Genomic DNA, 17,347 nt, shown 5'->3' with positions numbered 1-17,347 from the left:
TACGCGCTGGGTCCATCGGTTAGTTCAATAACTATCCCAATCTGTCAGGATAGGCTTTTTCATGGCTGGGACTTTTTTGGGACATCATCCTTTCGGTGGGGCGGTGCTATGCTGCTCGCTCATCGTTCAGGAGCTGCGCCATTGAGAGCTTTCGCTTTTTTTCGCGATCCGACGTTTGTCATCGGGGTGCCCGTGCTGGCCGTCGGGCTCTTTTACAACATTCCGGCTTTTACGGGTTTGGGGCTGTCGCTGATCGCCTGCGCGCTGATCATCAACTAAACAGCGGTCTGTTTCTCGGGGATCTGTTCGATCGTGATCCACATGCTCTTGCGCTCCGTATCTTCTGTGCGATGGCTGTTCGGTCCAGTAATACAAGGTCGTTGGCGAGTCACTGTTTGCGGCGGACCTGAATGCTGCCGCGCTCGCCCTGCTGATAGGGGGCATGTGGGCTACCGGTGACTCATTAAAGGCTGTAGACCATTCGTCCATTCATGGGCACTCTCGTCCAGCCTTCATATCCCAATCCTGAACGTGCATGCCACATGCACTCAGCAGGGAGAATCGAGATGGCTATTAATCCCGACGCACCGGGCAATTTTTCACAGAAGGGTGGAGACAGTCATGAAGATGGCGTCGACGATGAGCTCGGATTCGATCCGGATTCACCTGATCTGTCCGACCCGCAAGTTGATCCGCCACACCCGGCGAGGACCAGCAATGACCCTGTCCGGCCCGGCAAACGCTCGGTGGACGAGTAATAAAGGTCATTTTTCGGGCTGGTTGTTTGAACGTGTGTCATATAAAAGAATGTAAGCCCGGCGCTGTGTCGGGCTTTTTTATGGGCGCACTTTTATCGGGGTACCCGGTTATCGCGACGGGCTCAACCGTTTGACCTCAGAGGCCGTGCAAAAACGGTGTTCGATCTCGCCCTTTGCAGACGGTAGACTCCCGAGTTGCTCGAGGCCCGCAGGTGGCCTCCCAACTTGCGATAGTGACCGACTCTATGATGCTGTGGTGGTATGAGCTAAAAAAGACATTGAAGCCCGCTGAGTACGTTCGGTTGCTCAGTCGCTACGACCTCGGCAAGAAGAAAAGCAATCGGCTGTTAAGCAAGACCGGGGTCATGACGGAGGGGAATGCGGTCATACGCCCGCCGTTTTATTTCGAGCGAGGGCGGATAACCCTGGGCCGCAACGTGCTGATCAACTCAGGCTGTATTTTTCTCGATCAAGCCGCCATCACCATTGGTGCCGATACGATGCTCGGCCCTCAAGTGCGTCTCTGCACGACAACCCACGACCTCAAACCCGAGACGCGGCATAGCGACACGCGTTCGCTACCCATCACCATTGGCGTGAATGTCTGGATCGGTGCGGGCACCGTTGTATTGCCAGGCGTCACCCTTGGCGACAATAGCGTCATTGGTGCCAACAGCGTGGTGACCTCGGACGTGCCTGCCAATGCGGTGTTTGTGGGTACGCCGGCACGCTTCAAGAAGTGGGTCGACGGCCGCGATGTTGAGGTTTGAGCCGCCGCAATGTGTCGGAGTAGTCGGATTTGTCGCGGCTCTTCAGTTATTTGGAACGAATTGAGAGTGTCTTCGGTCAACCCAATTCAATAACCCCGAATCCGGTGCGCGACATGACTCGAATACCCAGTGATATCAGCGAAACTTTGCGTGAAGATCTGTACGAAAAGACTCGCGCGCAGCTGAATACTTTTCTCGATGAAACCAATGCCCTGCTGGCTGCGGGCGATGCCTTGCATGAAGACCGGACGGCGACGGCGCGAGAACGTTTGACGGACTTTCTCAAGGGCGTCGATGCTTCGGTTGTAACCATCGAGCAGGAGCCGCCTCTGACACGGGTATTGGGCGACGTGAAGCGGTACGTCAAAGAGCGCCCATTGATTGCTGTTGGCGCGGCGGCGGGGGTAGGGCTGATCGCCAGCCTGCTGCTGATGCGCGACCGGCATTGAGGAGCGCTGATCGTGATGCGCAATCGTGGTATCGCAATCATGCGTCGGGGGGCGGGAGGTCGATTTTCGCCTGCGGGTGGGCACAGGCGCAGCGACAGCGCGTCGGTGCCGAGCCATGTAGTCTGGCTGGTAGCAGGCTTGTCAGGCGTTGCCACAGATAAGGGCCACGGGATCTACTTGATGCCGGGCAACGATCTGCAACGGTCTAAAAGGGGGAGATGCATGAGTGTCGACGAAGAAGCTGTTCGTCAACTTGCACAACTGATCTGGGAAACCGAAGGCAGACCTGAAGGGCAGGAGGCCCGGCATTGGGACATGGCGACCAAGCTTGCTGAGTCTGCCGCAATGGCGCCGGTTCGGGCGCCCAACAGGCACAAGATCGATACGCTGTTTCCGGCCCCTGACGAGGACCCCGACCTTCAGTAGGACGGGGGCGCAGGGCTGTCCTTCAACTGGCGCGTTAAGCGCTGCTGGATTGCAACTCTTCGAGTAAGGACTGCGCGAACCCTTCGGATGCGATGAAGTCCAGCGCCTGGCGCAATTTCACCGTTTCCTCAGCACCGAACGTTTTATCGAATACCTGAGACACGTGTTCGGAAATCTTGCGTGCCTCGGTGTATTTCTGCTGCCCGGCTTCGGTCAGCAGCACGCGTCGGCTGCGGCGGTCGGTTTCATCGACTTGCAACTCCACCAGCCCGTCACGAACCAGCGGTTTTAATGTATGGCCGAGGGCTGACAGGTCCATCACCAGCGCTTGCGCGAGGTCGCGCATTTTCGGCTGTCGACTGCGGGCGATCTGCGACAGCAGGGAGTACTGGGTGGCTTTCAAGCCGCAGGTCGTGAAGGCTTCATCGTAGATTTGCCCCAGGCGGCGAGAGGCGCGGCGTACCGAGCCGTTGGCGCAACTGCTGGCCATGGTGGGATCTGAGCAGGATGTCGCACGTTTCAAGGCCGGATTACTCACTGCTGGCAAGAGATAGCCTGAATTATGCCTGCCTTGACACGTCGGACAAGACTTTTTCGGTCAGTCGGTCGGTGACACGGTGCCGCAGGCTCATCCCTTGCAGCAGAAAAAATCAGGCCTCGCTGGCGGCCTGCCGGGCGAAACGCTGTTCGGCGCGTCGGGCGTCGGTCAGCGCCCAGTACCACATCCCTAGTCCGCCCAGGGTGAGAGCGGTTGCCGCGTAGCCGGTTGCCGGCAGGCCGAAGCCCGCTGCGATGACAATCCCGCCGACCCAGGGGCCGATAGCGTTGGCGAGATTGAATGCGCTCTGCACCAGCGCCCCGGCCAATGACTGCGCATGGGGGGCGACGTCCATCAGTCGGGTCTGCAGGATCGCCGCAAGGCCCACGCCGCAGCCGATGAAAAACACCAGAGGAATCAGCAGCCACAGGTTCTCTGTCGCCGAGGGGTAAAGCGCCAGTACCAGCGCCGTGAAGGCAAGGGAAATGCCCGCCGCGCGCATGGTGGCGCGATCCGCTGCCCAGCCGCAGATCAGATTGCCGACCGTGGTGCCCAGGCCGAACACCGCCATCACCACGGGAATCATGAAGTCCGAGGCATGGGTGACTTCGATCAATGTCGCCGCCAGATAGGTGTACACGCAGAACACCCCGCCAAAGCCGATGCCTGCGATGCCCAGCGTCAACCACACTTGGCGGGAGCGCAGGGCGCCGAGTTCACGCAGAGGGCTGGCGTCGGCTTGTGCGGGAGAAACGGGTGCCAGGAAGCGAATCAGCAGAGCGGTGATGGCCGCCAGCACGGCGACGATGGCCATGCCCCAGCGCCAGCCGATGGTCTGGCCGATCCAGGTGGCGAACGGCACGCCGATGATGGTGGCGATGGTCAGGCCCATGAACACCCGGGAGATTGCCTGTGCACGCTGATTGGTCGGCACCAGCGAGGCGGCGAGCAGCATGGCGACGCCAAAGTAGGCGCCATGAGGAAAGCCACTCAGGAAACGGAAGAACACCAGCCATGGCAACGAGGGGGCAATCGCGCTCAGGGCATTGGCGATGCCGATGAAGGCTGCGAGGCCGACCAGCAATGCCCGGCGCTCCAGCCTCACGCCCAGCACCATGATCACCGGTGAGCCGACCACTACGCCCAGCGCGTAGGCGCTGATGGCGTGCCCGGTCAGCGGTTGGGTGGTCTGGAAGTCGCTGGCGATGAACGGCAGCAGGGTCATCGAGGCGAACTCGGTGGTGCCGATGGCGAACGCGCCCATGGCGAGGGCGAACAGCAGCCAGCCCATGTGGAAATCATGTGGGGTGTCGGAGGTGTTTTTCATGGGGGACTTGGCGTAAGACTTAAAAGAGGAAACATCCTGTTATACCTGAAACCGGTTTCAGATCAACCCGAAACCGGAACAGAGGATGAAATCAACGTGCGTGTGGACTTGCCGTGCTCATGTAAGTATCGACGGTTTCCGGGCCCGGGATGACCGTGACCTTCATGTTCCACAATTCGCCGTCTTCCGCCGCCTGCAGCAGGCCGGTGGCATGTTCGGCCTGCAATGGCAACAACTCCACGTTGTTGCCGGTCAGCACCACTTGTTCGGTGGCGACTACAGTGGCGCTCATGCTCTGTCAGTCCTTGGGTTTGGCGTTGGGCAGGGCTGCGCCTTTGGGCCACAGCATCCAGATCTGTCCTTGCTGTTTCATGTTGCCCGCGAGCTCGCCCGCGGCGTCGCCGGTACCCCAGAACATGTCGGCGCGCACTTCACCGGCGATGGCGCCTCCTGTGTCCTGCGCAGCCACTGGGCGCACCAGCGGCGTGCCGTCAGGGCGGGTCGATGACAGCCATAACAGGCTGCCCAGCGGAATCACCTTGCGATCGATGGCCACACTGTAGCCGGCGGTCAGCGGCACATTCAGGGAGCCGCGTGGGCCCTCGGTGCTGTCAGGGCGAAGGGTGAAGAACACGTAGCTCGGGTTGCTGCCCAACAATTCGTGGACGCGTTCCGGATGAGCGATGGCCCAGTCGCGAATCCGACCCATCGACACTTCATCCTTGGTCAACTGGCCTTGCTCGACCAGCCAGCGACCCACCGGCTTATAGGGATGGCCGTTCTGGTCGGCGTAGGCGATGCGCAACTGGCGACCGCTTTCCAGCTGGACCCGGCCCGATCCCTGGATCTGCAAAAACTGCAGGTCTATCGGGTTTTCCAGCCAGGCCAGCACTGGCGCGTTCACACCCTTCTCGCCAATCGTCGCCGCGTCGTCGTAGGGACGCAGCACGCGGCCATCGAGTCGGCCACGCAGGCGTTTGCCCTTGAGTTCAGGGTAGATGCTGTCCAGATTGACGATGATCAGGTCATCCGGCACGCCGTAGATCGCCACCGGGTGCTGATCGTCCTGCTGCTCGCTGCCTTTGTAGATCGGCTCGTAATAGCCGGTGATCAGGCCGTTGGCGCCATGCTCTGAAGAACGCAGGCTATAGACCTGCAGCTGGTTCTTGAGAAAGTCGCGCACGGCGGCGGGATTCGCCGGCACTTGGGCTGCCAGGGCACAGGTGCTGCCCCACACCGGATCTTTCGCCAGGCGCTTGCACGCCGAGAACCAGCTGTTGTAACCCGCCATCAGATCCTGATCGTTGACTGCCGGCAGCTTGTCCCACTCGACGCTGACGTACGTCGTGGCTTCGGAAGGCTTGGTTTTGGGCGCGCCACCGTCACAGGCAGCGAGCAAGGCGATCAGTGGGGCGAGGCACAACAGAAAGCGGCGCCAGTGCAGGCTTGGGGTCATCACGCGGGGTGTTTCCTGAAAACCAGTGAAGGCGGCTAGCTTGGTGAAAGGCGAGGGCGGCGTCAAATCCGTGAAAGGTTCGACAGGGCTTTATTTTGCACAGTGCCCTTGGATTTTTCGGGCATTTGCTCTGCATATCGCACTTTTTGCCGGTTTGCCGCTCTATGCATGGCCGGGACGCGGCGATTCGCGCGGCGTCCAGATAGTTGAAGCTTGTGATTGATGGTCTCTGTTTCCCCTTATTCCAGTGTGCGCCGCAAGGGGCGCTTGTTGTTTTCGGTGTGCCTGCTGATGCTCTGCGCGGCGGGTTGCACGCGTCAGGACGGGCGCGATGTGGCGACGCAGTTCAGCGAAACCCGGCCGCAGGAGTTCTTCCAGACCAGCGTTGATCGCATGGCGACACTGGCCATGCACGACAACCTGGAAAGTTTGTATCTTTTGATGAACAAGCTGTATCTGCGCAACCCGGCAGAGTGGCGCAAATCCGGTTTCGTCGATGCCCGCTCGGCCGAGCGCAATGTACGCAATGCCATCGAGCAACAGACGCCACTGGCGCAGATGGGTAATCGTCGCGATCTCGCGGCCTTGAGTTACGCCTTGAGCCCTGAGTTTCTTGGCGACCGCGTGGGCGCGTTCATTTATGCCATTGGCAGCATGCTGGTGACCGCCCACGGCGGGCGACTCGAGTTCTTCATGACTGACCAGATCAATCCGAAGTTCGTCAGCAACGCCGCGCGTAACATCGAAAAGGCGACCTGGCTGTTGAGTCAGCGTCAGAACGCCAATGGCGAGTTGATGCTGTTTTCCAATGAAATCTCGGAGGAGGGCAGCAACCTGAGCTTTGCCACCGAGTTCGGCAAAATCGTCGCGCGGCTCGATCTGCTGACCCAAATGCTCGATGAGCGTTATAGACGGATCGGTCTGAACTACGCCCAGAGTCTGTTGTTCCTGAATTTCCTGCCGGTTCAGTAACAGCATGAGGGAGCCAGGAAGCTGACTCCCTCAGTTGTTCAATAGCTTTCGCCGCGAATGTATTCCTGCATCTTTTCGATCAGCCGGGCCTGTTCGGCAATCGCCTCCTTGACCAGATCACCAATGGACAGCAGACCCACCAGCTGACCGTCATCCACTACCGGTAAATGGCGCAGACGGCTGTCGGTCATGATTTTCATGCACTGGTCGACCTTGTGATGGGAATCCACCGTTTTCACGTCGTGGGTCATGATCTCGCTCACCGGCGTGCCGACGGACGCTCGGCCTTTCAGCTCCATTTTGCGCACGTAGTCACGTTCGCTGACGATGCCAACCACCTTGCCGTCCCGGACTACCGGCACTGCACCGATGTTTTTCTCCGCCATCAAGGTAATCACTTCGAAGACCATCTGCTCGGGACTTACGGTATGAGGTACGCGATGTTGCTCGTCTTTCAACTTCAGTAGTTCGGCTACGGTCGTCATGCTGGCCTCTCCGGCGCGTATTGTGAGCGCGGCCGCGTGATTCGGGCCGTGCATACAGAATCGTAGAGAGATGGCATTCCGGCAAGTTTTGAAAGCGCCGCGCAGATGATCAAAAGCGTCATGACCCCTGCGTTCAGCCAGAACCACCGCAAACCCGCACCCACCCGTGCTCATCAGGTTCACACACTGCGCGCCAGCCCTGGCATGCGCAGCCCCGACGCCGGGAGTTTCGCGGGGCGATCCGACGCCATGCGAAGCATCCCCGGAATCTCCCGGGTCTGGCGCACGAAGCCCTGAACCCAATGCACGAAGGCCGATTCGCTCAGCGAGTCCAGCGCGGTTTCGGCGCACAGCCGCACGTGGGAGCGTTCGTCCAGCGCCAGCCAGCAGCCGTGCATCGCGCCGGTGTCGAAATTCAGCCGTAGCAGGCGTTCATAACTGCCAGGGTCCGCACGCAACGGCAGCCTGCAATGCACAATCGCGACGTCGCCCGCGGGCGGGATTTCGATGATGGCGACTTCGCGGTCCTTGTCGAACAGCGCACAGACGCCGTTTTCCAGGGCCAATTCTGTGTTCAGGGCTTTGCCCAGAGCGCTGAGCAGTGTCTCGGGTGTGGTCATGGTTCTGTCCTTTGAGCCTTCAGTTGAGAGTTCGATCAGCGAGGGCGGTAGGCGCCCTGATCCTCGTTGCCGAGGTCGCGAGCTGCCTGTTTTGCGGTCTGTTCGCTTGCGGCATCGGCCAGTTCGCCATCCAGGGTGTATTTTTTGGGATTGACCTGATCCAGGCCGTAGTCGAAGGTGATTTCGCCCTGCAAACGTTCGATGCTCAGGCTGCTGCCGCTCTTGAAGCTGACGTAGGGCAGGGGGACGCCCAATGAGTCGTCCTTGGCGGCGCTGCGGAACACCGCGATGCTCTTGATCCGAAGGTTGTCGCGATTGGAGAGCTGATTCTTCAGCCCGTCGCTGGTGAGCGTGCCGTTGATCGCGCCGTCCTCGATTTCCTTCTTTACCGAGTCCTTGACCTCCAGCTTGATTTCCGCCCGCGTGGTGCCTTTGGAACGCTTGAGTTCATCCAGCAGCGCCTTGAGTTGCGGGTCGTTGTTCATCAGTTCGTGAATGCGCTCGGCGTTGCCGGGGTTGGCGTCCCTGCCGAGCATTTCCTTGACCACATCGATGCCGCGTTTGGTGAGTGCCGCCTGATCGATACGGTTGACGTTGTTGTGTTTGACCACCATGTCCATCAACGACATCAGGGCTGAACCCTGGGCGCTGGCGGTCTGCTGACGGCGGGTTTGCGCCAGGCTCATGAGCGCCGAATGCTGGGCGTCGTTCTCGGCGGTCTTGCTGGCGTACTGCGTCTGCAAGGCGGCGAGCCGCTGGTCGACGGTCTTGTCTCCCGGTTTTTCCTGCTTGAGTTCGGGGAAGGCTTTTTCCAGGCTGCTTTCCAGACTCTTCAGGTCGCTGGCCTGCACCGGCAGGGCATCCTTGAAGCGCACGTCGTAGGTCTTGCCGGTCTTGTTGTCGAACGACAGGCTGGCCGCAACGCCGATGGGCGCGCCACCGGCCAGAAACAGGTTGTCCGGGCGCGAGGTGAAAATCGTGCTGAACATCCGCGCGTAGCCGCTCACCGAACCTTTTTCCAGAAAGCGCGCCCGGTTGCTGCTGTAGATATCGGTTTTCAAACCGTCATTGCCGCGGCCCTGTGTGCGTTCGCGCTCGGCGCTCAACAGCGCAAGGTTGGCCAACAGGCCGACGCCGAAACGCATGAAGCCTGCCACCGGTTCTGCGTCGGTCTGGCCGTAGTTGGTGCGCGACTCGATATTGGCGTTCAGCTCAAGGTCGAAGTTGTGTTTGCCGGTGGTCCGCACTTCCTGTTCGACGCCACGGTTCATCAATTCCATGGGTTTCAGACTGCCGGGCTGCGGACTTTTGCTGCGGTGCAGCGGCGTGGTCAGCAGGTCATTCATGAAACCTTCCAGCTCGTCGTCGCGAATGAAAAAGCTCAACGCGGTGTTGTCGCTGTATTTGTGCTTCGCATCCAGGCTGCCGCCGAACCAGCCGCCATTGGTCTGGTGATTCTGGTGGCTGTCGCCCGGCGTGGTTTTGGTGTCGCTCAGCCCACCACCAAAGCCGAAGCTGGCGGTGCTGCTGACAGTGCCTTCACGGTTCATCGCCACTTTCAAGCCGCGGTCGAATCGGGTGAAGGTCATGCCATAGGTACGGTCCGGGTCGACCGAGCCGCGAAAACCCAGAAACGAGTCGCCTGCCGGGCCGGTGATCCCGCCCGTCACGCCGCCGCCATAGTTGCGATTGATCTTCAGGCTTTCCCGGGGTTCCAGGTCCCGCAAGGCTTGGGTCAGGTTGTGTTTCAACTCGGCGTCGTTGCTCGACTGCAAACCTTCCAGAGCATTGCGTTTGACCGGATGGTTCTCCTTGCGCATGTACTTGAGCAGGCTTTTGGTCGCGTCGTAGCTGGCTTCAAGTGCCGCGTAACTGCGAAAACCCGCGTCGGTGTAGCGCTTGATCGGGCTGCTGTCGTAGGTGTCGTTGTGCAGATCGGCCATGGCTTTGGCGATGCGGTCCGGACGCGCCAATTGCGGGTGTCTCGCGTCCATCACCAAACGCTTGAGGATGGCGTTCATCTTGTTCATGACCAGCGCATTGCTGGCCAGCCTGGCACTGAGCAGCGACTGGGTGTCGCCACGTTTGCGTGAGTGGTCCATCGACGAGGCGGGGTTTCGGTGCTCCAGGCTGAACCCCTTGTCCTGCAGGGATTTGATCATCGCCCCCAACGGTTCGTCATCGGTCCCGCCGCCGTTCTTCAGCACCTGCGAGACTTCCTTGAGCAAGTCGGTTTTCGCAGACTTGCCGGGGCGATATTCCAGATTGACTGCACCGTTGCTGAGCAACGCACCCTGACCCTCTGCCAGCTCACGCAAGGTCTTTTGCATGTCGTCGGTCACGGTCTGGTGAAACCATTTGAAAATCTCTGTGAGTTCGGCTGTTTCGGGCGTCAGCTCAAGTTGGCTGAGCGCCTCCAGGCGCGCCGACATTGATGAAGATACGTGTAACGCAGGTTCGGCTGCCGCCTCGGACAGCCCCCGCAGTACGGCAATCTCGTGTTGATACACCGGCTTGAGGCCTTCGCGACCACTCCAGGCGTGTTGCACGCTGTCGGCAGGCACTTTGAACGCCCCAGTGGAGGCCAGGTGCGAGGTCAGGTAGTTCTGCGTCAGCGTGTTGGGGGCGTAATTCCTGACCTTGGCCGTTTCCACGTTATTGCGGCCGAGGACATTGAAGCTGGTCTTGACGTTGCCGCGGCGAGTGAAGCCCGGTTCGTTGTCGGCGAGGTTCTGGAAGTGTTCATGAGGCATGCCGGTGGCTGGCGCAGTGGCCGTCGAGGGTGTCCAGTTGCCGTCGGCGTCGTGAATGAACTCGCTGTCCGCTCCAGGGGCTTCAGGCGTGGCGCCGGGCAGTTTTGCCTTCAGACAGAGGCGGCCCTCATTGTCGGTGTACAGGTCTTGGGGCACGGCGCCAGGCGGGAGTCCTGCGAGGGGATCCTCCTGCCATTGGCGGCCAGTTGACAGATTTTTGGGCGAGGCGTCGGACATCTGCTGCAGGACAGTACCTTTCAACACAAACCAGGATTTGCCGTCGCTGCCAATGCCGGTGATGTTGCCGGTCCCCGGCGGTGTCGGCAGTTTTGCCCGCTCGCCGTTCTGATCGTGCAGGCGCAACTCCCCGCCGCTCAAGGTCATGTAGCGCTGGTCGTTCTGCACTGCGGCCTTTTCGACCGTCAGGTGTTCGGCTCCGCGCAGAATGGTGCCCTTGGCCTCGGTGTTGCGGCCGGGCAGGGCAAGATCGAGCCCCTTGCCCAGGTCGTGAGCGGTGGCCTGAGGCGCGACTTTCAGTTGCTTGAGCTTGCCGTCCTTGTCGATCAGATACGCGAAGCCGTCGCGCCCGGCGATCAGCCCTTTGATGTCCTTTTCGCTGGTCTTTTTCCATTCGTCAGTGCGAGTGTCCTGAGTCAGCAGGTCATCGCCGACCCGGGCGATTTTCCCGCGCGGCAGTTGAATCTGCTGTTTGGCCTCAGGTGTCAGAGGCGTCAGGCCCTGTTGCCGATCCAGCACCAACGTCTGGCTCAGGTTCCAGCCAGGTTTGAAGCTGTTGTCGGTCTCGTCCCAGTGACCGCTGTGCTCGTTGCCATGCTTGTCCTTGACCTTGGCGAACAACTGATTGCTCTGGTCGCAGAACAGTTCGCCATAGCTGTGGGGACCGAGTGCGGTTTGCAGCGCCGGGGATGAAAGCGGGGCGCCCAGAGACAACGGGTCGAGGGTATAGGGCTCTTCCTCTCCGGCTTCGGCAAAGGTTTCGGCGGGCAATTGGATTTGATGCAGCTTGCCAGTTGCGGTGGTCAGGCGCAGACGGTCGTTGTGCAGGGAAATGGACACAGGTTTGTCGGGGCTTTCGGCGTTCAGCAGACCACTTGCCCCGCGCAACGGGTGAATACCGTGATAGCCCAATCCCAGAGTGCCCTGCGTGTCCGGACGCTCGACGTAGAGATTTTTGTCGTCGTCCTCGGTGAGCGCCATCAGGCTGCCTTGCGACATTGTCAGCGACTGGACCTTGTGCTTGATGGCCAGCGGCGTGTTCAGGTCAGCCAGGGCGCGGACCTTGCCCTCGTTGTCGATGGCATAAAGGGCTCCACCCAGGTTGTGCAGGCTTTTAAGCTCGGTGTTAAAGCCACTGTCGGCCCAGCGCTCACCATTGAAGGCGTGCAGTCGGTTTTCGTGAATGCGAAATGCATCGCCTGCGGCATCTTTGTGGACGCCGGTGATCTGCGCGCGCAATGCATCGCCCGGCAAGGCAGGGGTCATGCCTACGCGGTTCTCAGTGCTCTTGAACACTGACACAGCCAGATTCGTTGCGTGGGCATGGACCCTGCGGCTTTGCGTATCGTGCAGCACAAACCCGTCACCGTCGGCTGTGAGGTCCTGATACCGTGCCTCGCCTTTGTTCAGCACCGACTCCAGCAGCTTTTCGGTGTGAGACTGGTTCCGGCCTTCTTCGCCCAATGCGGCCTTGCCGTGTTCCAGGCGCAGGGACAGTACATGGGCCGCTGGCGTCGTCAGGACCGGCAGTTCCGTTGGCTCGTCCGCAGGCGCGGTCCTGAAGGCTCTTGGCGTGAGTGCGGTTTTCACCTGCCTGGCCAGAATAGTCATCCGCGCCATGCCGAAACGCTGGGTCGACTGGCTGGTGGAGGATGCCCGGGCGAGCGTTCCGCTTCGTTGCGAAATGCCGTCGTTATCACGGGGCTGGGCGCGAGTTACGTGAGCGATGCTGGCATTCGGGCTGACGCGAGGGGCTTCCACGGGAGTTCATCCATGCAGGGAGTTTGCACCCTGAGTGGCATGGATGACCCGAACGGTTCCCGATCAATGAGGCGTTGCGATGGGCTCAGTCCGGCCGTGGGCGACGAGGCCGCGAAACCACCGATTCGATATTCTTGCGCCCGATCAGCAACGGGCTCTTGGCTTTGCGCGAGGCGGGCATGTCCGCCAGCCATTTGTACATCACCAGGCAGTCCACCAGCCCGTGTCGGGCATGGCGATAGGCGCGGGGCAGGCGGCCGACGGTTTCGAAGCCGAGTTTGTGCCAGAGGGCGACGGCGACATCGTTGGTCGAGACCACGGAGTTGAACTGCATGGCCGAGAAGCCGCTGTCCACGGCCAGTTGCTGGGAGTGCTCGCACATCAGACGCGCGACTCCGCGACCGCGGGCGGCGGGGGTGACCATGTAGCCGCAGTTGCACACGTGACTGCCGGGGCCGGCGGCGTTGGCCTTGAGGTAATAACTGCCGAGCAGTACGCCGTCTTCCTCGGCGATCAGGGTGTGCAGCGGGTATTCCAGCCACAGGTGCAGGGCTTGCTCGTAGCTCAGGCCGGGATCGTAAGCGTAGGTTTCCTGCGCCTGGATCACAGTCTGGAAAGTGGGCCAGAAGCGCTCGAAATCATCGGCGGTCATGGGGCGGATCTGAATCATGGAGGTTCCATCAGGGAAACGAATCGGGGCGTTGCAGGATGCCTTTGTAGCCGTCCGGCTTGCTGGCGGTGGCGTCGTCCAAGTCGCAACCGCCGGTAAACCGGACTGCTACAGGGGGGCGTGGCACGGGTTGCCGATTGATCAGGAAACCACGCGATAGCACGGCACATACGCCGCGCCGCCCGGCAGTTTCATCCGGTGCTGCTCGACGAACGACTGCAGCAGCTTGTCCAGCGGCTTCATGACCTCGGCATCGCCATGAATCTCGTACGGGCCGTGCTCTTCGATCAAGCGGATGCCCTTGTCCTTGACGTTGCCGGCAACGATGCCGGAGAACGCGCGGCGCAGGTTGGCCGCCAGTTCGTGGGGCGGCAGGCTGCGGCTCAGTTGCAGGCTGGCCATGTTGGCGTGGGTCGGATCGAACGGGCGCTGGAAGCTCTCTTCGATCTTCAGCAGCCAGTTGAAGTGGAACGCGTCGGCGCGCTCGCGACGGAACAGACGCACTTCTTTCAAGCCTTCGGTCATCTGGCGCGCCACTTCGGCCGGATCATCGATGATGATCTTGTAGTGCTTGTGCGCTGCTTCGCCCAGCGTGGCGCTGACGAAAGCGTGCAGTTGCTCCAGGTACGGCGCGGTGTTTTTCGGCCCGGTCAGGATCACCGGGAACGGCAGGCCCTGGTTGTCCGGGTGCATGAGGATGCCCAGCAGGTACAGGAATTCTTCAGCGGTGCCGGCGCCGCCGGGGAAGATGATGATGCCGTGGCCAACGCGGACGAACGCTTCCAGACGTTTTTCGATGTCCGGCAGGATCACCAGCTCGTTGACGATCGGGTTCGGCGCTTCGGCGGCGATGATGCCAGGCTCGGTCAGGCCCAGATAGCGACCGCCGTTGATGCGCTGTTTGGCATGGGCGATGGTCGCGCCTTTCATCGGGCCTTTCATCACGCCCGGGCCGCAGCCGGTGCAGATGTCCAGTTTGCGCAGGCCCAGTTCGTGGCCGACTTTCTTGGTGTATTTGTATTCTTCGGTGTTGATCGAGTGGCCACCCCAGCACACTACCATCTTGGGTTCGACGCCAGGGCGCAGGGTGCGGGCGTTGCGTAACAGATGGAAGACGTAGTCAGTGATCCCTTGAGACGTGCTCAGGTCGATGCGCTGGCTGTCCAGTTCGCTCTCGGTGTAGACGATGTCGCGCAGGGCGCTGAACAGCATTTCCCGGGTGCTGGCGATCATTTCGCCGTCGACGAAGGCGTCCGCCGGCGCGTTCAGCAGCTCCAGGCGCACCCCGCGATCCTGTTGGTGAATGCGCACCTCGAAGTCCTTGTAGGCTTCGAGGATGGTCTTGGCGTTGTCGACATGGGCGCCGGTATTGAGGATGGCCAGGGCGCACTGGCGAAAGAGGTTGTAGGTGCTGCCCGAGCCTGCGGCACTGAGCTGTTGTACTTCACGTTGCGACAGAGTCTCCAGGCTACCTTTTGGACTGACCGAAGCGTTGATTACGTGTCTTGGAGCCATTCTGAATTCCTTGAAAGCGATGCCTGCCCACCGTCGTCGGCTGCCGGCATTAGTACAGTGAGCGCCATACACGCCCACCCATGGGGCCATTTTTTACATCGCTCGGTCAGGAAAGCAAACGTTGTGAGTGAAATCTTTGGCACAGCATCGCCATTGGGCCTGTGGCTTTGGATTTTCCGGTCCGTCCCGGTATGCTGCACCTCGACGTTCAGACGCCTGCGGCAACCTTGACACGATGTTTTCAATCTCATGATCCTCAACTTCGCGATTTTCCTCGGCACCCTGATCGCCATGGAGGGCGTCGGCTTTCTCGCGCACAAGTACGTCATGCACGGCTGGGGCTGGTTCCTGCACCGCTCACATCATGAAGAACACCTGGGCGCGTTCGAAACCAACGACATCTACCTGCTGGCGCTGGGCCTGGTCGCGGTCGGCTTGATCGTGCTCGGCAACAGCGGCCACGACCCGTTGCAGTGGGTGGGCGCGGGGGTTGCGGCCTTCGGGCTGATCTACATCCTGGTTCACGACGGCGTGGTTCATCGGCATTGGCCGGTTCGCCCCAAACCGCGCAATCGCTACCTCAAGCGCCTCTATCATGCCCACCTGATGCACCACGCGGTGAAAGGCCGACGCAACAGCGTGTCGTTCGGTTTTCTCTATGCGCCTTCGGTGCCTATTCTGAAAAAACAGCTGCGCGACATGCGTGACGCCGAACGAGCTGCGTCCCGTCAACAGTCTCGCGCTGACTTGTGCAACCCTTCGATTACTTCTGATCTGCAGAACGGCTGATCGCGCTCCTCCCTTCACTTGGTGCTAAGTTTGACGCCTGTGTTTTCATCTTCGAATGAACAGGAGTCATTTCATGGATCTGGGATTGTCGGGACGCTGGGCGATTGTCTGCGCGGCGAGCAAGGGCTTGGGGCTGGGCTGCGCAAAGGCGCTGGCCAAAGAGGGCGTCAATCTGGTGATCAACGCCCGGGGTGATGAAGCCTTGCAGGCCGCGGCCAGCGAACTGCGCACGCTGGCGCCGGGGATCGAGGTGCGCACCGTCACCGGCGACATCAGTCAGGCCGACATTCGCGCGCAGGTGCTCGCCGCCTGTCCGCAGGTCGACATTCTGGTGAACAACGCCGGCGGGCCGCCGCCTGGCGACTTTCGCGACTGGCAGCGTGACGACTGGATCAAGGCGCTGGATGCCAACATGCTGACGCCCATCGAACTGATCAAGGCCTGTGTCGACAGCATGGCGGCGCGCGGCTTTGGCCGAGTGATCAACATCACCTCAGGCGCGGTAAAGGCGCCGATTGACACTCTGGGCCTGTCCAACGGCGCCCGCAGTGGCCTGACGGGGTTTATTGCAGGCCTTGCCCGGCAGCCGCAACTGGCGGGCAAGAACGTCACTATCAACAACCTGCTGCCGGGGCCGTTCGACACCGAGCGCCTGCAAAAGAACATCAGCCTGGCCGCCGACAAGAATGGCGTCAGCGTCGATGCCCTTGCCGATCAGCGACGCAAGGCCGTGCCTGCCCAGCGTTTCGGCACCGCCGATGAGTTCGGCGCGTTCTGTGCGTTTCTGTGCAGTGAACACGCAGGCTTCATGACCGGTCAGAACCTGTTACTGGACGGCGGCGGATACCCCGGCACCTTCTGATTGCACGTTTCATGCAGTGGGCGCTTGTGGTCCTTTCAAGCGTCGAGCAAGTGACGTAGAACTGTGAGTTCGTGCGGCCTGATGACCTGCAGGCCGCGATCCAGACACTTTCTTTCATCTCCGGAGAACAACGTGACTCAACCATCCAAACAGCCTGCTGGAAAAACCATCAGCTACAAACGCCCGGACGGCAAGGACGTCAGCGGCTATCTCGCCAGCCCGGCAAAGCCTGAAGGCGCCCCGGCCATCGTGGTGATTCAGGAGTGGTGGGGCCTCAACGACCAGATCCGTGGCGTCGCAGACCGGCTCGCCGCAGCGGGTTACCTGGCCCTGGTGCCTGATTTGTACCGTGGTGAGAAGACCGTCGAAGAAGAGGAAGCCCATCACCTGATGAGCAAACTCGACTTCGCCGACGCCGCCACGCAAGACATTCGCGGCGCGGTGCAATACCTCAAGGGCCACACGCAGAACGTGGGCGTCACCGGTTTCTGCATGGGCGGGGCGCTGACCCTGCTGGCGCTGAACTTCATCCCCGAGCTGTCGGCGGGGGTGGTGTTCTACGGCATGCCGCCGCTGGAGTATCTCGATCCCAAGGCGATCAAGGTGCCGGTCCAGGCGCACTGGGCAACCCAGGATGAGTTCTTCCCGGCAGAAAACGTCGACAAGCTCGAAGAAAAGCTCAGCGAGGGCGGGGTGGACATCGAATTCCACCGCTACCTGGCGCACCACGCGTTCACCAACGAAGAGGCGGTGGGTTACGGGCGGATTTCGGGCACTCAATACGATCCGGTCTGGGCGCAGCTGGCGTGGGATCGCACCTTGACCTTCTTCGGGCGCACGCTCTGGGGTTGATGCGTTGATCGCTCAGGCGACCTGTCGGTCGATGCAGGTGTATCGACTGACAAAATCCGTGGGAAGGAGCCTGCTCGCGAAAGCGGTGCATCAGTCACTGTTGCAGG

The 17,347-nt window shown here is 60.8% G+C and carries 16 protein-coding genes and 2 pseudogenes; 9 read left to right on the top strand and 9 right to left on the bottom strand.

The window, feature by feature from the left end; all coding sequences use genetic code 11:
• Positions 1-108 precede the first annotated feature (108 nt).
• From BWR59_RS32405 to BWR59_RS16860, 5 genes and pseudogenes are all read left to right on the top strand, one after another.
• A complete protein-coding gene (locus BWR59_RS32405) occupies positions 109-279 on the top strand; it encodes a hypothetical protein (protein WP_168184495.1) in 171 nt (56 codons plus the stop codon).
• Positions 280-566: 287 nt separating this feature from the next.
• The gene (locus BWR59_RS16875) at positions 567-758 is read left to right on the top strand and encodes a DUF6021 family protein (RefSeq protein WP_081566783.1); all 192 of its coding nucleotides are present in this window, start codon (positions 567-569) and stop codon (positions 756-758) included.
• 245 nt (positions 759-1,003) lie between these two features.
• Positions 1,004-1,528: a sugar O-acetyltransferase gene (locus BWR59_RS16870; RefSeq protein ID WP_081567166.1), complete on the top strand. Its 525-nt coding sequence runs from the start codon at positions 1,004-1,006 to the stop codon at positions 1,526-1,528.
• Positions 1,529-1,641: 113 nt separating this feature from the next.
• Positions 1,642-1,977 (top strand): DUF883 family protein, encoded by a 336-nt coding sequence (locus BWR59_RS16865; RefSeq protein ID WP_081566782.1) that lies wholly within the window; start codon positions 1,642-1,644, stop codon positions 1,975-1,977.
• Between the two features lie 222 nt (positions 1,978-2,199).
• Positions 2,200-2,343 (top strand): annotated as a pseudogene (locus BWR59_RS16860) (DUF2934 domain-containing protein); the annotation flags it as partial.
• A 94-nt stretch (positions 2,344-2,437) separates the two neighbouring features.
• On the opposite strand, the gene BWR59_RS16855 reads toward BWR59_RS16860, so the two are convergent.
• From BWR59_RS16855 to BWR59_RS16840, 4 genes and pseudogenes are all read right to left on the bottom strand, one after another.
• On the bottom strand, positions 2,438-2,893 hold the full coding sequence (locus tag BWR59_RS16855) for a MarR family transcriptional regulator (RefSeq protein WP_081566781.1): 456 nt from the start codon (positions 2,891-2,893) through the stop codon (positions 2,438-2,440).
• Positions 2,894-3,053: 160 nt separating this feature from the next.
• A complete protein-coding gene (locus BWR59_RS16850; RefSeq protein WP_081566780.1) occupies positions 3,054-4,268 on the bottom strand; it encodes an MFS transporter in 1,215 nt (404 codons plus the stop codon).
• 109 nt (positions 4,269-4,377) lie between these two features.
• Positions 4,378-4,560, bottom strand: a pseudogene (locus tag BWR59_RS16845) (GNAT family N-acetyltransferase); the annotation flags it as partial.
• A gap of 6 nt (positions 4,561-4,566) precedes the next feature.
• Positions 4,567-5,724: an MltA domain-containing protein gene (locus BWR59_RS16840; protein WP_081566779.1), complete on the bottom strand. Its 1,158-nt coding sequence runs from the start codon at positions 5,722-5,724 to the stop codon at positions 4,567-4,569.
• Positions 5,725-5,946: 222 nt separating this feature from the next.
• Between BWR59_RS16840 and BWR59_RS16835 the strand changes: the two genes are divergently transcribed.
• Entirely contained in the window at positions 5,947-6,696 is a 750-nt protein-coding gene (locus BWR59_RS16835; protein ID WP_081566778.1) for a hypothetical protein, read from the top strand.
• Positions 6,697-6,734: 38 nt separating this feature from the next.
• Here BWR59_RS16835 and BWR59_RS16830 read toward each other — a convergent pair whose 3' ends face one another.
• The 5 genes from BWR59_RS16830 to ppnN form a co-directional block, all read right to left on the bottom strand.
• Positions 6,735-7,181: a CBS domain-containing protein gene (locus BWR59_RS16830; protein ID WP_081566777.1), complete on the bottom strand. Its 447-nt coding sequence runs from the start codon at positions 7,179-7,181 to the stop codon at positions 6,735-6,737.
• A gap of 179 nt (positions 7,182-7,360) precedes the next feature.
• A complete protein-coding gene (locus BWR59_RS16825; protein WP_081566776.1) occupies positions 7,361-7,801 on the bottom strand; it encodes a type III secretion system chaperone in 441 nt (146 codons plus the stop codon).
• A gap of 35 nt (positions 7,802-7,836) precedes the next feature.
• The gene (locus tag BWR59_RS16820) at positions 7,837-12,552 is read right to left on the bottom strand and encodes an AvrE-family type 3 secretion system effector (RefSeq protein ID WP_081566775.1); all 4,716 of its coding nucleotides are present in this window, start codon (positions 12,550-12,552) and stop codon (positions 7,837-7,839) included.
• Positions 12,553-12,637: 85 nt separating this feature from the next.
• Positions 12,638-13,222 carry an N-acetyltransferase gene (locus tag BWR59_RS16815; RefSeq protein WP_081566774.1) on the bottom strand — a complete coding sequence of 195 codons (585 nt, stop codon included), beginning with the start codon at positions 13,220-13,222 and terminating at the stop codon, positions 12,638-12,640.
• Positions 13,223-13,363: 141 nt separating this feature from the next.
• Complete coding sequence (gene ppnN, locus BWR59_RS16810) at positions 13,364-14,737, bottom strand: nucleotide 5'-monophosphate nucleosidase PpnN (protein ID WP_081566773.1); 1,374 nt, start codon at positions 14,735-14,737, stop codon at positions 13,364-13,366.
• 249 nt (positions 14,738-14,986) lie between these two features.
• On the opposite strand from ppnN, the gene BWR59_RS16805 reads away from it, so the two are divergent.
• The 3 genes from BWR59_RS16805 to BWR59_RS16795 all read left to right on the top strand — a co-directional run bounded on the left by BWR59_RS16805 (position 14,987) and on the right by BWR59_RS16795 (position 17,240).
• The gene (locus tag BWR59_RS16805; RefSeq protein WP_081566772.1) at positions 14,987-15,526 is read left to right on the top strand and encodes a sterol desaturase family protein; all 540 of its coding nucleotides are present in this window, start codon (positions 14,987-14,989) and stop codon (positions 15,524-15,526) included.
• Positions 15,527-15,599: 73 nt separating this feature from the next.
• Positions 15,600-16,388: an SDR family oxidoreductase gene (locus tag BWR59_RS16800; RefSeq protein WP_081566771.1), complete on the top strand. Its 789-nt coding sequence runs from the start codon at positions 15,600-15,602 to the stop codon at positions 16,386-16,388.
• Positions 16,389-16,520: 132 nt separating this feature from the next.
• On the top strand, positions 16,521-17,240 hold the full coding sequence (locus BWR59_RS16795) for a dienelactone hydrolase family protein (protein WP_230982032.1): 720 nt from the start codon (positions 16,521-16,523) through the stop codon (positions 17,238-17,240).
• Positions 17,241-17,347 lie beyond the last annotated feature (107 nt).

Origin of the sequence: Pseudomonas sp. Bc-h, from assembly GCF_002080045.1 — a bacterium.
GTDB lineage: Bacteria > Pseudomonadota > Gammaproteobacteria > Pseudomonadales > Pseudomonadaceae > Aquipseudomonas.
Note: the sequence above shows the minus strand (reverse complement) of the source record. Positions and strands in the feature narration are given on the sequence as shown.

Coding starts and splice junctions, on each gene's coding strand:
- BWR59_RS16840 (WP_081566779.1), bottom strand. CDS start 5,724: ATGACCCCAAGCCTGCACTGGCGCCGCTTTCTGTTGTGCCTCGCCCCA.
- BWR59_RS32405 (WP_168184495.1), top strand. CDS start 109: ATGCTGCTCGCTCATCGTTCAGGAGCTGCGCCATTGAGAGCTTTCGCT.
- BWR59_RS16875 (WP_081566783.1), top strand. CDS start 567: ATGGCTATTAATCCCGACGCACCGGGCAATTTTTCACAGAAGGGTGGA.
- BWR59_RS16800 (WP_081566771.1), top strand. CDS start 15,600: ATGGATCTGGGATTGTCGGGACGCTGGGCGATTGTCTGCGCGGCGAGC.
- BWR59_RS16805 (WP_081566772.1), top strand. CDS start 14,987: ATGATCCTCAACTTCGCGATTTTCCTCGGCACCCTGATCGCCATGGAG.
- BWR59_RS16815 (WP_081566774.1), bottom strand. CDS start 13,222: ATGATTCAGATCCGCCCCATGACCGCCGATGATTTCGAGCGCTTCTGG.
- BWR59_RS16825 (WP_081566776.1), bottom strand. CDS start 7,801: ATGACCACACCCGAGACACTGCTCAGCGCTCTGGGCAAAGCCCTGAAC.
- BWR59_RS16870 (WP_081567166.1), top strand. CDS start 1,004: ATGATGCTGTGGTGGTATGAGCTAAAAAAGACATTGAAGCCCGCTGAG.
- BWR59_RS16830 (WP_081566777.1), bottom strand. CDS start 7,181: ATGACGACCGTAGCCGAACTACTGAAGTTGAAAGACGAGCAACATCGC.
- BWR59_RS16855 (WP_081566781.1), bottom strand. CDS start 2,893: ATGGCCAGCAGTTGCGCCAACGGCTCGGTACGCCGCGCCTCTCGCCGC.
- BWR59_RS16835 (WP_081566778.1), top strand. CDS start 5,947: ATGGTCTCTGTTTCCCCTTATTCCAGTGTGCGCCGCAAGGGGCGCTTG.
- BWR59_RS16865 (WP_081566782.1), top strand. CDS start 1,642: ATGACTCGAATACCCAGTGATATCAGCGAAACTTTGCGTGAAGATCTG.
- BWR59_RS16850 (WP_081566780.1), bottom strand. CDS start 4,268: ATGAAAAACACCTCCGACACCCCACATGATTTCCACATGGGCTGGCTG.
- ppnN (WP_081566773.1), bottom strand. CDS start 14,737: ATGGCTCCAAGACACGTAATCAACGCTTCGGTCAGTCCAAAAGGTAGC.